We start from the raw sequence: 14,614 nt of genomic DNA on the forward strand, positions 1-14,614 counted from the left end.
TCCTCGTGGGAATCCTTCTCTTGCAGGACAGCCAGATTATCCCGCGGCCAAGGGTTGCCACGTCCGCTGTGGCGCTCGCCAGTCGATCCCTTCCAGCAGCATCGACAACTGTGCAGGCGACAGCGCCACCTTGCCCTCCTTGGCCGAGGGCCAGACGAACCGCCCCTTCTCCAGTCGCTTCAGGAACATGCAGGCCCCCTGGCCATCCCACCAGATGACCTTGACCAGATCACCCCGGCGACCTCGGAAGACAAACAGGTGCCCGGTGAAGGGGTCCTGCTTCAGCACCGCCTCGGCCTGCGCTGCCAAAGCCGCGAAGCCCTTGCGCATGTCCGTCACCCCGGCCGCCAGCCAGACTCGCGTAGTGGCCGGAACCGGGATCAAACCGACAGTCCCCGGATCAGGCGGGCCAGAGATTCCGGGTCGTAGCTGCCGCTGATGCGCATCCGGTGACCGCCAGCCAACTCGATCTCGATGCAGTTGTCGGGAACGGGTGCGGCCACAGGCACCTTACCCTCCGCGACGATCTCCACTGGCAGAAAGCGCGCGATATCGGCCGCGTCGGCATCTGCAAACCGCGGATCGCGCAACCAGGCAAAGACCAGGTTGGCATTCACGTCATAGCGCCGGGCAACCTGACTCACCGATACACCGGGCACGCGCGTCTGCCCGCAGATCATCCGCTTCTCGTCGTCAGACCAGACCCGCCGCTTCCTTCGCTTCGTCACAAGCCACCCCGATAGTGTCCATTATCCGATAGTGGACACTATCCTCTACGCACCAACCTCGGCAGAGCGGCCAGCCCGGACGGTTACTGCAGAGGCCCCCATGGCCGGTGCGGATAGTCGTCGTCACGACCCTCACAGCACCAACTCGTAATGCGTGTTGCGCCCGCCGCCTTCGCCCTTCCGGAGCAGACCGAGGTCCAGTAGAGCCGCGATGTCACGGTTCGCCGTATCCTGCGAGCACTTGGCGATCACCGCCCAATTCGACGAGGTCATCTTGCCTTCGAACCCATCGAGCAGGCGGTTCAGTACCTTGATCTGGCGTTCGTTCAGCGGCAGTGCCGCTGCGCGCTCCCAGAACTGCCCCTTGGCGACGACCGCCGCCAAGACGCCATCGGCACCGTGAATCGCGCGGCCGAGGCAGTCGAGGAACCACAGGATCCACAACGTGACGTCCGTGCCGCCTTTCTGGGTGCGCTCGAGCTGGTCGTAGTAGGCGTTCCTATCGGCCCTGATCTGCGCGGACATGCTGTAGAACCGCTGCGAGCTTCCCTCCGACCGGGCAAGCGCCAGGTCAGCAATGGCGCGGGCGATGCGGCCGTTGCCGTCCTCGAAGGGGTGGATCGTCACGAACCACAGATGCGCTAGCGCCGCCTTGATCACCGGGTCGGTGGTCAGGGGTGCGTTGAACCATGTGAGGAAGGCTTCCATCTCCGCCGCGACCCGCGGTGCGGGTGGGGCCGAGTAGTGAACCTTCTCCCGGCCATATGGCCCGGAAACAACCTGCATCGGGCCGGTACTGTCATCGCGCCAGTCCCCGACGATGATCTTCGTCATGCCGCTGCGGCCGGTGGGAAACAAAGCCGCATGCCATCCGAAAAGGCGCTCGGCGGTGAGCGGGGCCTGAAAGTTCCGCGTCGCGTCCAGCATCACCTCGACGATGCCTTCCACATTGCGATCGGTCGGGGGCAGGGCGCCGATGTCGATGCCAAGCCGTCGGGCGAGGGATGACCGCACCTGTGTGGCATCCAGCTGCTCGCCCTCGATCTCGCTTGTCTTGACGACGTCCTGCGTCAGCGTCTGCAGGACCGCCTCTTCGCGCAGCTTGAAGCCCAGCGCCTGCATCCGACCGATCAGTCGCCCCTGGTCGTGACGGACTGTAGCCAGGGGCGCAGCAATGCTGCCATCCTTCCAAGACAGCTTCGGCCAGTCTGGTTGCTCCCAGATGTACATCCCGATCTCCGCATAATGCGCGGTGATTGTGGGTCGTATTCTCCGCAAGCGCAAGAACAAACGCCGCAAGGTATGCGTAGAATAGCGAGCCTATTCTCCGCAACCGTTGACCGGGGCTTGGCGCATGACGCGTCCCTGCACATCGACGCGGCTCATCTGATCTGGCGCACCGAAGCGGTTTCCGGCGATGATGCCGCCAACCGGAGACACCATCATGCATGCCGATTCCATCCTGCCGAACCTTTTGTCGCCGCCAAGGTTTCTATTCTTCACCGGAAAGGGCGGGGTGGGAAAGACGTCGCTCAGCTGCGCCATCGCCCTTCGCTTGGCGGACAGCGGCAAAAGGGTTCTTCTGGTCAGCACAGATCCGGCCTCCAACCTTGACGAGATGCTGGGCGTTCCGCTTGGTCCGCTGCCAACGCCGGTTCCCGGCACGGCGAACCTCAGCGCCCTGAACGTAGATCCGGAACGGGCGGCGGATGACTACCGGCGGCGCGTTCTCGACCAGATGGGCCCTGCCTCGACCGAGACCGAGCGGTCCACCGTCCGAGAACAGCTTTCGGGCGCCTGCACCACCGAGATCGCGGCATTCGACGAGTTCGTGGGTCTGCTGCTGGAGGACGGACAGGGTTTCGATCATGTGATCTTCGATACCGCACCAACCGGGCATACCCTGCGGCTCCTGAGCCTGCCGAAGGCCTGGACGGGTTTTCTGAAGGACAACGACCGTGGCGCTTCCTGCCTTGGCCCGCATTCGGGCCTGAAGATGCAGGAAGACCGGTTCCGCGCGGCGCTCGCAGCCCTCGGGGACGCAGGCCGGACCAGCATCGTGCTTATGACGCGCCCGGATGCAGGCGCGATCCGCGAAGCCGCCCGCACCTCGGCCGAACTGCGGGAGCTGGGGCTTGCCAACCAGCTGCTTGCGATCAACGGCGTCCTGCAAGTGCCCGTGGGCGCCGATCCCGTCGCCGCGCGGCTGGCCGCGGACCAGGCCGATGTCGTGGGCCGCATGCCGCAGGACCTTGCGGCCTTGCCAAGGTTCGAGGTTCCGCTCCGGCCCTATGACATGGTCGGGCTCGACACCCTGCGGGCGCTTCTCGCGCCCGAGAGCGAGCAGCACGCAGCACCGACCGTGCCGGTCGCGCAGGTCCCGCCTCTCGAGGGGCTGAGCGCGCTGGTGGATGGCCTGGCCGCAACAGGGCACGGATTGATCATGGTGATGGGCAAGGGCGGTGTCGGCAAGACCACGATCGCTGCGGCCATTGCCGTGGGGCTGGCCAAACGGGGGCACGCGGTTCACCTGACCACCACGGACCCTGCCGCGCATGTCGCCTTCGTGGTGGATGGCACCATGCCCGGTCTCACCGTCGACCGCATCGACCCCGAGGCCGAGACGAAGCGCTATGTCGACAAGATCATGTCCAGCAAGGGCCGGGATCTGGATGAACAGGGGCGGGCGTTGCTGCTCGAGGATCTGGCCTCACCCTGTACCGAGGAAGTGGCGGTCTTTCATGCCTTTTCCCGCACGGTGGCGGAGGCGCGGAGCGCCTTTGTCGTGATGGACACCGCGCCGACCGGGCATACCCTTCTTCTGCTGGATGCGACGGGCGCCTATCACCGGCAGATGACGCGGCATCTGGCACCAGATGCGCCGGGGAAGGTGACGACACCGCTGATGCGTCTGCAGGATCCGGACTACACGCGGGTCATCCTGGTCACGCTGCCCGAAACCACACCGGTGTCGGAAGCGGCCGCCCTGCAGGAGGACCTGCGCCGCGCGAGGATCGAACCATACGCCTGGGTGATCAACCGCGCCATGGCGGCATCGGGCACGCAGCACCCGCTCCTGCTGCGCCGGATCGCGGGCGAGGCCCGGCAGATTGCCCGGGTGAAAGACGGGTTGGCACGGCGGGTGTATCTGTTGCCTTTCTCGCCTGCGCCCCTTGTCGGGATAGATGCGCTCGGAAAGCTGAGCTGAGGCATAGCTTGCGGCGGTCCAGAGGTCCGATCCGACTGCCGCAGGAGCACGAACAACGCTGGCTGCCGAATGCCTGGCGCCCGTCAGAAATCGGTTTCCAGGTAGACCCCGGCGCAGTCGTAGGCGACGGCCGCGGCCGTCGCGCCGGTGTTGAGAAACAGCCGCGGCGACAGGAACTGCGTCGCGGCGGGCAGGTCGGCGGTGATCTCCTGCTCGAAGACCTCGTCGACCACACGGACCCATACAGAACTGCCACTCGGCGGCGCCGCCATGCACAGGGTCAAGACACCACCCGTTGTGATGCCGAAGCTTGCGTCTATCTCTCGGTCACGGTCGGCGAGCCGGTGCCGAAGCAGTTAACGGCTGCGTGCAGCGCAAGGGACGTGGCCAGAGCTGCTGTCGATCCGTAAAGCCCAAGCCCGGATCGCCAGACAGTGTTCTCAATCTGACGGCAATCTCACGGTCGTTCAGGCTGTTGGGATCTGCATTCATTCGCGCTCACAGAAGCGCCAACGCTGCAAATGATATCCGTGGCGACAATCATGCTTCGTTCTGGTACTGGGCGGGTGTTACGCCCACGATCTTCCGAAAGGTCCGGCAAAGATGACTTTGGTCGGAGAAACCGCAGTCGAGCGCGACCGACTTCAGCGGTATGCGCCCGCGCCGAAGCATCTCCTGTGCCTTGCTGACACGTTTCTGGATTACAAAGGCGTATGGGGCGATCCCGAAGTCGGCCTTGAACTGGCGCGCAAAGTGAAACGGGCTGATGCCGACGGCAGCTGCTAGATCGTCAAGACTGATGTTTTCGCTTAGCTGGTCTTCGATGAGGTCAATGATGCGTTTGCGTTGGGCCGGGCTGAAGGCGGAGCCGGTATCATCGGCAAGCCGGATCCGGGCATAGCGTCGAAGCAGATGCACCGCAATTTGGTTGCGCAGCGCGTCGATCATCAGGCGCTGCCCCATGCCACCGTTGCGCAGTTCGTTTTCAAGCATCTGGAAGCAGTTGAGCAGAACCGGATCGTCGGCCGAAACCTGATCTTCTATCTCGACGGATTGCGGGTCGCGGCCAAACACGGTCTGCGCCGTGGCCTCGAGGCAGTCATGACCGATGTAGATATGCCTGACCTGGATCGATTCTGCCCAGCACCATGTGGATTGCTCTGCCCGTGTCAAAAGCGAGATCCTGCCCCTGCCAACGGGCGCGCTTTGCCATGATCCGCCACTTGTTCGGCGCATGGTGGTCGGATTTCCGTCGTAGGCTACGATCATGTAATCGCGCATCGCGGGGATGGCGGCGTCCTGGCGATCGTAGTGGTAGCCTTTCATCGTGATGCCCTTCCAGTCCCGACCGGAACTGTCCATCGTGATGGTGCCGGGAATCCACTCGGGGATCCGGTCTGGCGTCACGAGTGCTTTCTGCATCTGGCTCCCCCTCTATTGGCGGTCGGGCCGAGTTGGCGGCCCGGCTTTTCGTGTCATGTCTGAACGGTGTCCGTCTGTTCTTCCAGAACGACGCCCGACCGAGTCAGATCGTCGATCTGCCGTTCCGAAAAACCCGCCTCCTTCAGCAGGGCGCGGCTATGCTGCGCGAACCGTGGCGGGGCGGCGCGAACTGCTCCTGGGGTCCGCGACAGACGTGCTGGAACGCCCGTGCCCTTGTAGCTGCCCACTGACACCACCATTCCACGATGCCGTGTGTGCGGGTGGTCGAGCGCCTCGTTCACGTTGCGCACCACGCCTGCCGGGACACCGGCGCGCAAGAGCACGGGTTCAAGCGCCTGGGCGTCGCTTTCCGCAAGGCGCGCGGACAGGATTTTCGTGATCTCGGCGCGGTGGGCCAGCCGGGCCGCGTTGTCGGCAAAGCGGGGGTCGCGCGGCACGTCGGACAGGCCGAGCACCTCGCAGAGCTTGGCGAATTGGCCATTGTTGCCGACCGCGAGATAGAGTTTGCCGGTACGGGTTTCGAACATGTCGTAGGGCACGATGTTGGGATGTCCGTTGCCGGTGGCAACCGGGACCTTGCCCGACATGAGGCTGTTGGCGGCCTGCGGGTGCATCATGCTGATGGCGCAGTCGTAAAGCGGCACTTCGATGGCTTGGCCCAGCCCGGAGCGGTACCGTTCGATGATGGCCGCCAGAACCGCATTGCAGGCGATGAGCCCGGTGCCGATATCCACGATGGGCGTGCCCATCCGCGTCGGGCCGTTCGCCGGGTTGCCGTTGATGCTCATCAGGCCGGTCATCGCCTGCACCACGGCATCATAGCCGGGAAAGCCGCCCAAGGGACCGTCGGCGCCAAAGCCGGTGACGTGGCAGAGGATGAGGCGGGGAAAACGGTCCTTGAGCACCGCATCATAGCCGAGGCCCCATTTTTCCAGGGCACCGGACTTGAAGTTGTGGACCAGAACGTCGGCGCCTTCCAGCAGGCGCAGGATCACGTTGCGCCCTTCGGGCTTGCCGATGTCGATGGCGATGGATCGCTTGTTGCGATTGGCGCCGGAGAAATAGGCTGAAAGCCCGTCCTTGAAAGGCGGACCCCAGCCGCGCGTCTCGTCACCTTGCGGGGGTTCGACCTTGATGATCTCGGCGCCATGGTCGGCCAGCGTCTGGGTGCAATAGGGGCCGCCCAGCACCCGGCTGAGGTCGAGGACGCGGATGCCGTCAAGCGCGCCGGGCATCACAGCACCTCGCGGTAGAGGGCTGCCACGTCGTCGGCGGACATGTCGCGCGGGTTGGTGTCCAGCAGACGGCTGATGCCTGTCACGACCTCGTTTGCCATGCCGGGAATGGCGGCCTCGGTTACACCAACCTCGGACAGGCGGGACTTGAGGCCGCTGGCTTTCAGCATCCGCTCCATCTCGTCGATCAGGGCAAGGGCGGCCGCCGCGTCGGAGTTGAAATGGCGGGTGGGCAGAAGGAGACGCGACAGGCGGGCGTATTCCACCTCGGCGACGGGCAGGTTGAAGCGCAGGACGGGGCCTGCCACCAGCGCGTTGGCATGCCCGTGGGGGACGTGAAAGCCGGTGCCAAGCGGATAGGACAGCGCGTGGATCGCGCCGACGCTGGCGTTGATGAAGGCCATGCCCGCAAGCGTCGCGCCCAGGAGCATCGCCTCTCGCGCCGCAAGGTCGGTGGGGGTATCCAGCACGCGAGGCAGGTTCTGGCCCAGAAGGACCAGCGCCTTGTCGGCCAGCCCATCCGAAATCGGGTTCTTGCGGGTGCGGCTGGTCGCGGCCTCGATGGCATGGACCATCGCATCAAGCGCGGTGGCTGCCGTGATGGAACGCGGCATCCCGAGCGTGAGCTTGGCATCCAGAAGGGCGATGTCGGGCAGAAGCTGCGGAGCATAAACCGCCTTCTTCTCGTGGCTCTCCGAGGTCAACACCGATACCCAGGTAACTTCCGACCCGGTTCCAGCCGTGGTCGGCACCTGGATCAGCGGCAGACGCCTTCCAGTCACGCGGTCAACGCCGATCATGTCGGCAATCGGCTGGCCGCTGGCCACAGCGACGGCTACGACCTTTGCGGTGTCGAGCGAACTGCCGCCACCGAGGCCGATCACTCCATCGGCACCAAACGCGCAGGCAGCCTCGACCGCCGCCTCGACGACGGCGATGGGCGGGTCGGCCTGCACCTTGTCGAAGATCTCGGCGGCGATGCCTGCGGCGTTGAGGGCCGCGACCGCTTCGGCGGCAAAGCCGCAAGCGACGATCCCCGGGTCGGTGATCACGAAGGCACGGGCAACCGACAGACCCTTCGTCAGGGTGCCAATCTGGGCGAGGCCGCCGCTCTGGCAGACGATCCGGGGGGTGCAGAGGAAGTTGAAATTCATCATGGGCTCCGGTTCGGTCAGGCGGCCGCGGCGTCGCGGATCATGTTCCGCGCGATCAGGACTTGCTGGATCTGGGTGGTGCCTTCGTAGATGCGGAACAGGCGCACATCGCGGTAGAAACGTTCGACCGCGTATTCGGCCATGTAGCCCGCACCGCCGTGGATCTGCACCGCCCGGTCTGCCACCCGGCCCACCATTTCCGAGGCATACATCTTGCAGCAGGCGGCATCGGTGGACACGTTCGCGCCCACATCCTTGCGGCGGGCGGTTTCCTCGATCATGCAGCGGGCCGCGAAGGCTTCGGTGCGGCTGTCGGCCAGCATGGCCTGGATCAGCTGCTTTTCAGCAATCGGTTCACCGAACTGCTTGCGTTCCATCGCATAGGCCAGCGCATCGCGGATAAGCCGTTCGGCGGCGCCGACGCAGACCGCCGAGATGTGCAGCCGACCCCGGTCCAGCACCTTCATCGCGGTCTTGAAGCCCTGGTTTTCCCGCGCCGGTCCGCCGATGATGTTGGCGGCGGGAACGCGGACATCTTCCAGGATCACGTCGCAGGTGTGCGAGCCTTTCTGTCCCATCTTCTTGTCGGGCTGGCCCAGCGACAGGCCCGGCGTTCCGGCCTCGACGATGAAGGCGCTGACGCCGGACGAGCCCTTCGTTTCGGAATTGGTGCGGGCGAAAACCGTAAACACATCGGCGCGCGGCGCGTTGGTGATGTAGCGCTTGGTCCCGTTCAGCACGAAATGGTCACCGTCGCGGCGGGCGGTGGTGCGCAAGCTGCCTGCGTCCGATCCCGCATCCGGTTCGGTCAGCGCGAAGGAGGCGATCATCTCGCCCGAGGCCAGCGCAGGCAGGTATTTGGCCTTCTGCTCCGGCGTGCCGTCGATGATGATGCCCTGAGACCCGATGCCGTTGTTGGTGCCGACCAGCGAGCGGAACACCGGCGAGGTCTGGCCCAGCACGAAGGCGGCCTGCACTTCTTCGGACATGGACAGGCCAAGGCCGCCATATTCCTCCGGGATCGACATGCCGAAAAGGCCCATGTCCCGGATCTCCTGCACGAGCGCGGGCGGGATCGCGTCTTCGTCGGCGACCAGCGCCTCGTTCGGGATCAGGCGTTCCTTGACGAAGCGGTCGAGCGCGTCGAGGAACTGGGCGAGGGTGTCGGAATCTAGGGCCATGGTGTTCTCTGGGGTCAGGGGGCTACGGCCGCCACGCGGCGGACAAGGTCGATCAGGCGGGGCGCGACATCGCTTTCGATCAAGTCGCGCGTCAGGGTTTGCGACGGGCCGCCACAGTTGAAGGCGACAATGGGCGAGCCGTCGTGCGGGATGAACGGCACCGCCACCGCGTTCACGTCGCGCTTCCATTCGGTGAAGGAAGTGCAGTAGCCGCGGGTCTGGTAATCCTCGATCGCCTGTTCGATGCCGGGCTGGACGTTCGGCCAGTTCTCGCCCTCATGCTCGCGCACGGCGTCGATGATCCGGGCGCGCTCGTCCTCGGGGTGGGCGGCGATGCAGGCGCGGCCGACGGCGGTCGTACCCAGCTTGATATGCGCGCCGACCTCGATCGCGAGCGTCACCGCATTGGTGCCCTTGCAGCGTTCCAGATAGACCATCGACAGCCGGTCGCGGCTGGCCATGGCCACCGGCATCCCGGTGTAATCGGCCAGTTCCTGCATGTAGGGCTTGGCGAGTTGTCGCAGGGGCATCCCGGCAAGGCAGGAAAAGCCCAGCGACAGCACCGGCGGGGCCAGCTGGTAGCGGGCGGTGTCGGGATTGTAGCTGAGGTAGCCCAGCTTGTGCAGCGTGTAGGTCAGCCGCGACACGGTGGATTTGCTCAGGGCCGTGCGCTCGGCCAGATCGCGGTTGCCCAGCGCCTCGCCCTCACGGCGAAAGGCGCGCAGAAGTTCAAGGCCACGAGCGAGAGCCACCACGAAATCGCGGTCCTGTTCGTCGTCCTCCGGTTTGTCCTTCCTTGGCCTCACGAGTGTCCCTCCCCAGGACAAATGCTGCGACTTGAATCCTGTCTAAGCCAAAGCTATGGTTCGCGTCAATAGTGCGGAAGAGTTTTCCGCATAGCGGAATACAGGTAATGCCCACCTTGTCCCGCTTGCCCCAAGGAAGAAGCGGGTGGCGCCGCCAATCGAGGACGTGAACATCATGAAAGATTTGGATTACCCGCAGATCCGCCACCTCATCGGCAAGGACTGGCTGGCCACCGCAGCCGCCGGCGACCGGGCAGTCATCAACCCCGCCAACGGGGCAGAAATCGGCCGAATCCCACAGGCCACGGCCGAGGATCTGGAGCGTGCAGTGCGCCGCGCCGAATCGGCCTTTGCGTCGTGGAAGGATCGCGCGCCCACCGATCGTGGCGCAATCCTGCGCCGGTTCGCCGATCTTCTGCGGCAGAACGATGCGATGATCGCCCGCTGGATCACGCTGGATGAAGGCAAGCCGCTGGCCGAGGCGCTTGTCGAGGTGCGGTCGTCTGCCGACCACGTTGACTGGCACGCCGAGGAATGCCGCCGCATCTATGGTCGCATCGTGCCATCGCGCAATCCGACGGTCCAGCATCTGGTGGTGCGCGAACCGGTGGGGGTTTGCCTGGCGATCACGCCCTGGAACTTCCCGCTCAGCCAGGCGGTGCGCAAGGTGGCGGCGGCGCTGGCGTCCGGCTGCACGATGATCCTGAAAGGTCCGGCCGAGGCCCCGGCGGGCTGCCTTGCCATCGCGCGCTTCCTGCAAGAGGCGGGTCTGCCCGAGGGCTGCCTGAACCTTGTCTGGGGCAATTCGGCCTTCATCTCGGAAACGCTGATCGCGCACCCTGTCGTGCGCAAGATCACCTTCACAGGGTCGGTCGAGGTGGGCAAGCATCTGGCCGCGCTGGCAGGCCAACACATGAAGCGGGCAACCATGGAACTGGGAGGCCATGCGCCGGTGCTGGTGTTCGATGATGCAGATGCCGGGGCGGCGGCGCGGGCGCTGGCGGGCAACAAGCTGCGCAATGCCGGGCAGGTCTGCATCTCGCCCACGCGGTTCTTCGTGCAGGCGGGCATTCACGAACGGTTCCTGTCGGAACTCGTGACGGCGTTCGAGGCCGTGAAGGTCGGCGACGGCCTGGCCGAGGGCACGCAGATGGGGCCGCTTTGTCATGCGGGCCGCGTCACGGCGATGGAAAAGCTGGTTGCGGATGCGCGCGAACACGGCGCCGAGGTGCTGACCGGTGGCACGCGGATCGGCAACAGCGGCAGCTTCTACGCGCCCACAATTGTCAACACCCCGGACGACAGCATCGACCTGATGCGCGAGGAACCCTTCGGGCCGGTCGCGGTCGTGTCGCCCTTCCGCGAAATCGAGGACGGACTGGCGCGCGCCAATGGCCTGCCCTTCGGCCTTGCCTCCTATATCTTCACCAACGCGCTGGACCGCGCCGATCGTGCGGCGGCGGGCCTTCAGGCGGGGATGGTCAGCATCAACCACTTCGGTCTTGCACTGCCGGAAACGCCGTTCGGAGGTGTGCGTGACAGCGGCTATGGAAGCGAGGGCGGGACCGAGACTTTTGACGGCTACCTGTCGACCAAGTTCATCTCGCGCAATTCTGCGCCGGTCCGGTGAGGTGTGACATGCCTGTTGATCTTGCACTGAGCGGTGGCACCGCCATCCTGACCATAGACAACCCGCCGCTGAACCTGCTGAGTGCCGAAATTCGGGCGGGCCTTCTGCACGGGATGGACGCGGCGGTAGCGCAGGGCGCGAACCGGCTGATCGTGACCGGGGCAGGCACGACCTTTGTCGCCGGGGCGGATGCCAAGGAGTTCGGTCTGCCTCCGACTGCACCGCACCTGAACGACGTGCTCTTGCACCTCTCACGGCTTCCCATCCCGACCATTGCCGCGATCAATGGCGCCGCATTTGGTGGCGGGCTGGAGATTGCGTTGGCCTGTCGCTATCGCATCGCCGCACCCGGCGCGCAGCTGGGATTGCCCGAGGTGGTTCTGGGCATCGTGCCGGGCGCGGGGGGCACGCAACGGCTTCCACGGCTGATCGGGGTCAAGGCTGCGCTGGACATGATCGTGAACGGCAAGCCCATCGCGGCGGGCAAGGCATTGTCGGTGGGGCTGGTCGATCAGCTTGCCGACGACCCGGTGGCGGCGGCACTGGCGCTGGACGGCACCATCCTTGCCACGGCGCAGGGGCCGGACCAGCGGCCCGCGCCGCTGGCCGATGACGCGGCCGTGGCGGCGATGCAGGCGCAGGCGCAGCGGCGGATGCCGGGCCAGATCGCCCCGCCAGTCGCGGTGAGTCTGGTTGCGGCAACGGCCAGTCTGCCCCTCGCCGAAGGGCTGGCGCGAGAACGCGCGGCGTTTCTGGAGTTGCGCGCCTCGCCGCAGGCGCGGGCGCTGCGGCATGTGTTCTTTGCCGAACGGGCGGCGGGCAATAGGGGGCGAGACTATCCCAAGCCCGCGCGGGACATCGCGACTGCCATTGTGGTTGGCGGCGGCAACATGGGGGCCTCCATCGCCTATGCGCTGGCGACCGCGGGCATTTCCGTGACAGTCGTCGAACGCGATGCGGCGGCGGCGGGGCGGGCCGAGGGAAACCTGCGCAAGCTGGTTGACCATGGTATCGGTCGAGGCACGCTTTCCGCCTCCGAGGGCGCGGCGATCCTGGACCGGCTGACCGCCGTTGTCGGTTATGCCAACCTGCCGCCCGCCGATCTGGCCATCGAGGCGGCCTTCGAGGATTTCGCGGTCAAGCGCGCGATCTTTGCCGAACTTGAAGCCGCCCTGCCGCCAGAGACGATCCTGGCCACCAACACCTCCTACCTTGACGTGAACCGGCTGGCCGATGACCTTCTGAACCCGTCGCGCTTTCTCGGCCTGCATTTCTTCAGCCCGGCGCATGTGATGAAGCTGCTGGAGATCGTGAAGGGGGATCGCACCGCGCCCGAAACGCTGGGCGCGGCCTTCGCGCTGGCGCGGCGCTTGGGCAAGATCCCGGTCCTGTCGGGGGTGTGCGACGGGTTTATCGGCAACCGTATCCTGACGCGCTACCGGCGCGAAGCGAACCTGCTACTGGCGGAAGGCGCGCTGCCCGCCCAGGTCGATGCCGCGATGCAGGGCTTCGGCATGGCGATGGGTCCCTTTGCGGCGCAGGACCTGTCCGGTCTTGACATCGCTTACGCCAATCTCAGGCGGCAGGACGCGGCCGCAGACCCGCGCCACGTGCCCCTGGTCGAGCGGCTGGTCGAGGATTACCAGCGGCTTGGCCGCAAGACCGGCGCGGGGTGGTATGACTATGGACCCGATGGCAAGTCCGCCGTGTCAGCCCTTGTAACGGAGGAAATCCGTAAGGTCTCGACCCGACTGGGCAATGCCCGGCGCAACTTCACAGCCGACGAGATCGTCGAACGGATCACCCTTGCGATGATCGCCGAGGCCTGCGCGATCCTCGAGGAAGGCATCGCCGAGCGACCTCAGGACATCGACCTTGTGCTGGTTCATGGCTACGGCTTTCCGCGCTGGCGCGGCGGGCTGATCCATCATGCCGACAGCCTTGGGGTGAGCGCCCTGGTGGCGCGCTATGGGGCGCTGGCCGCAGCCGATCCGCATGGCTGGTCGGTGCCGCCGCTGCTGGCGCGGCTTGCGGCACAGGGTCTGACCCTGGACAGCCTGAACGCCGCCGATGGCCGCGGCTGAGAACTTTGCCCCGCGTGTGACTGCAGAAGGGCGCAAAACAGCAAGAAGATGCAACACGGCAAGCAAGCACGTTCAATACTGACCACGCCACGACGTGTAGCGTCAAAAGATCAGGATCATGCCGCGAACCCCGCGCCGATGGAGGATCGGACGCAGGGGGAACGGACCGGAACGCCACCTTTGGAGGATGAAATGGCAATCAGCAAAGAAGCCGATACACTGCGTGCGCTCTATCAGAGCTGGACCGACCAGATGGTCGCGAACCCCAACCTGACGATCGCAAACCTGCGCAGCATGTTCGATGAATGGGGCCAGCCCGCGCTGGAACCGGAGAACGTCACCTATAAGAGCGACCACGTCGGCGGGGTCGAGGCGATCTGGGCGTTCCCCGTGGGTGCCGACACCAAGCGCGTGATCGTCTACACCCATGGCGGCGGCTTTGCCGTCGGTTCGGCCGACAGCCACCGCAAGATGGCGGGCCATCTTGCCAAGGCGCTGGGCGTGACCGCCTGCATTCTGCACTACCGCCGTGCGCCGGAACATCCCTTCCCCGCCCAGATCGAGGACGCGGTTGCCGCCTACAAGGCGCTGCTGGCCAAGGGATTTGAGGCGAAGAACATCCTGACGGCAGGCGACAGCGCCGGGGGTAACCTCGCCATCGCCTCGGTGCTGAAGTTCCGCGACCTTGGCCTGCCCCTGCCGGGGGCCGTGATTGCCTATTCGCCGTGGCTGGACATGGCGCTGCGCGGCAAGACGCTGGAAACCAATGCGGCGACCGATGCGCTGGTCGGCAAGCCGATCCTTGAGGCGATGGCCGGCATGTTCCTCGGCGGCGCCACTGATCCGCTCAACCCGCTCGCCAATCCGCTGGAAAACGACTTCACTGGCTTCCCGCCGCTCTACATCAACTGCGGTGGCGCCGAGACGCTGCAAAGTGACTCGGAAACCCTCGCTGCCAAGGCGAAGGCTCAGGGCGTGAAGGTGACACTTTCGGTGGTTCCCGGCATGCAGCACGTCTTCCCGGCCCTGGCGGGCCGTGCCCCCGAGGCCGATCAGGAACTGGCGCGCATCGCCGCTTGGTATCGCGCGCTCTGATCCCCCCGCCCCGGCGCCGCCCGACGGCGCGGGGCACCCCCCCACCTTTC

General features: G+C 65.6%; 14 protein-coding genes. 4 read left to right on the plus strand and 10 right to left on the minus strand.

Annotated elements, in window-relative coordinates:
* Window positions 1-36: 36 nt before the first annotated feature.
* The 4 genes from tnpB to FIV03_RS31980 form a co-directional block, all read right to left on the minus strand.
* A complete protein-coding gene (gene tnpB / locus FIV03_RS30380) occupies window positions 37-384 on the minus strand; it encodes an IS66 family insertion sequence element accessory protein TnpB (protein ID WP_152508033.1) in 348 nt (115 codons plus the stop codon).
* Window positions 381-728: a transposase gene (locus FIV03_RS30385; protein WP_074556315.1), complete on the minus strand. Its 348-nt coding sequence runs from the start codon at window positions 726-728 to the stop codon at window positions 381-383. Before FIV03_RS30385 ends, tnpB begins: the two co-directional genes overlap by 4 nt.
* Before the next feature lie 132 nt (window positions 729-860).
* On the minus strand, window positions 861-1,958 hold the full coding sequence (locus FIV03_RS30390) for a Fic family protein (RefSeq protein ID WP_152508034.1): 1,098 nt from the start codon (window positions 1,956-1,958) through the stop codon (window positions 861-863).
* 90 nt (window positions 1,959-2,048) lie between these two features.
* On the minus strand, window positions 2,049-2,174 hold the full coding sequence (locus tag FIV03_RS31980) for a hypothetical protein (RefSeq protein WP_267479141.1): 126 nt from the start codon (window positions 2,172-2,174) through the stop codon (window positions 2,049-2,051).
* Between FIV03_RS31980 and arsA the strand changes: the two genes are divergently transcribed.
* The gene (arsA, locus tag FIV03_RS30395; RefSeq protein WP_152508035.1) at window positions 2,173-3,936 is read left to right on the plus strand and encodes an arsenical pump-driving ATPase; all 1,764 of its coding nucleotides are present in this window, start codon (window positions 2,173-2,175) and stop codon (window positions 3,934-3,936) included. The genes FIV03_RS31980 and arsA overlap by 2 nt on opposite strands.
* An 83-nt stretch (window positions 3,937-4,019) precedes the next feature.
* On the opposite strand, the gene FIV03_RS31985 is transcribed toward arsA, so the two are convergent.
* From FIV03_RS31985 to FIV03_RS30425, 6 genes are all read right to left on the minus strand, one after another.
* Window positions 4,020-4,208, minus strand: a complete 189-nt coding sequence (locus FIV03_RS31985) for a hypothetical protein (RefSeq protein ID WP_228866878.1) — start codon at window positions 4,206-4,208, stop codon at window positions 4,020-4,022.
* A 268-nt stretch (window positions 4,209-4,476) separates the two neighbouring features.
* Window positions 4,477-5,358 (minus strand): AraC family transcriptional regulator, encoded by an 882-nt coding sequence (locus tag FIV03_RS30405; protein WP_209171763.1) that lies wholly within the window; start codon window positions 5,356-5,358, stop codon window positions 4,477-4,479.
* Between the two features lie 53 nt (window positions 5,359-5,411).
* The gene (locus FIV03_RS30410) at window positions 5,412-6,614 is read right to left on the minus strand and encodes a CoA transferase (protein ID WP_152508036.1); all 1,203 of its coding nucleotides are present in this window, start codon (window positions 6,612-6,614) and stop codon (window positions 5,412-5,414) included.
* Complete coding sequence (locus FIV03_RS30415) at window positions 6,614-7,768, minus strand: iron-containing alcohol dehydrogenase (protein ID WP_152508055.1); 1,155 nt, start codon at window positions 7,766-7,768, stop codon at window positions 6,614-6,616. The genes FIV03_RS30410 and FIV03_RS30415 overlap by 1 nt, the downstream gene beginning before the upstream one ends.
* Window positions 7,769-7,785: 17 nt before the next feature.
* Window positions 7,786-8,949 carry an acyl-CoA dehydrogenase family protein gene (locus FIV03_RS30420; RefSeq protein ID WP_050474492.1) on the minus strand — a complete coding sequence of 388 codons (1,164 nt, stop codon included), beginning with the start codon at window positions 8,947-8,949 and terminating at the stop codon, window positions 7,786-7,788.
* A gap of 14 nt (window positions 8,950-8,963) precedes the next feature.
* Entirely contained in the window at window positions 8,964-9,755 is a 792-nt protein-coding gene (locus FIV03_RS30425) for an IclR family transcriptional regulator (RefSeq protein ID WP_050474493.1), read from the minus strand.
* 145 nt (window positions 9,756-9,900) lie between these two features.
* Between FIV03_RS30425 and FIV03_RS30430 the strand changes: the two genes are divergently transcribed.
* From FIV03_RS30430 to FIV03_RS30440, 3 genes are all read left to right on the plus strand, one after another.
* Complete coding sequence (locus FIV03_RS30430; RefSeq protein ID WP_228866873.1) at window positions 9,901-11,385, plus strand: NAD-dependent succinate-semialdehyde dehydrogenase; 1,485 nt, start codon at window positions 9,901-9,903, stop codon at window positions 11,383-11,385.
* An 8-nt stretch (window positions 11,386-11,393) separates the two neighbouring features.
* Window positions 11,394-13,469, plus strand: coding sequence for an FAD-dependent oxidoreductase (locus FIV03_RS30435; protein WP_050474494.1), 2,076 nt, complete (start codon window positions 11,394-11,396; stop codon window positions 13,467-13,469).
* A gap of 192 nt (window positions 13,470-13,661) precedes the next feature.
* Entirely contained in the window at window positions 13,662-14,564 is a 903-nt protein-coding gene (locus FIV03_RS30440; protein ID WP_050474495.1) for an alpha/beta hydrolase, read from the plus strand.
* Window positions 14,565-14,614 lie beyond the last annotated feature (50 nt).

The sequence above is a fragment of the Labrenzia sp. THAF187b genome (genome assembly GCF_009363375.1).
Classification (GTDB): Bacteria; Pseudomonadota; Alphaproteobacteria; order Rhizobiales; family Stappiaceae; genus Roseibium; species Roseibium algicola.

What these genes read in the sequence shown, in the direction of transcription:
- FIV03_RS30390 (WP_152508034.1), bottom strand. Translation starts at nt 1,958, where the DNA reads ATGTACATCTGGGAGCAACCAGACTGGCCGAAGCTGTCTTGGAAGGAT.
- arsA (WP_152508035.1), top strand. Translation starts at nt 2,173, where the DNA reads ATGCATGCCGATTCCATCCTGCCGAACCTTTTGTCGCCGCCAAGGTTT.
- FIV03_RS31980 (WP_267479141.1), bottom strand. Translation starts at nt 2,174, where the DNA reads ATGATGGTGTCTCCGGTTGGCGGCATCATCGCCGGAAACCGCTTCGGT.
- FIV03_RS31985 (WP_228866878.1), bottom strand. Translation starts at nt 4,208, where the DNA reads ATGGCGGCGCCGCCGAGTGGCAGTTCTGTATGGGTCCGTGTGGTCGAC.
- FIV03_RS30405 (WP_209171763.1), bottom strand. Translation starts at nt 5,358, where the DNA reads ATGCAGAAAGCACTCGTGACGCCAGACCGGATCCCCGAGTGGATTCCC.
- FIV03_RS30410 (WP_152508036.1), bottom strand. Translation starts at nt 6,614, where the DNA reads ATGCCCGGCGCGCTTGACGGCATCCGCGTCCTCGACCTCAGCCGGGTG.
- FIV03_RS30415 (WP_152508055.1), bottom strand. Translation starts at nt 7,768, where the DNA reads ATGAATTTCAACTTCCTCTGCACCCCCCGGATCGTCTGCCAGAGCGGC.
- FIV03_RS30420 (WP_050474492.1), bottom strand. Translation starts at nt 8,949, where the DNA reads ATGGCCCTAGATTCCGACACCCTCGCCCAGTTCCTCGACGCGCTCGAC.
- FIV03_RS30435 (WP_050474494.1), top strand. Translation starts at nt 11,394, where the DNA reads ATGCCTGTTGATCTTGCACTGAGCGGTGGCACCGCCATCCTGACCATA.
- FIV03_RS30440 (WP_050474495.1), top strand. Translation starts at nt 13,662, where the DNA reads ATGGCAATCAGCAAAGAAGCCGATACACTGCGTGCGCTCTATCAGAGC.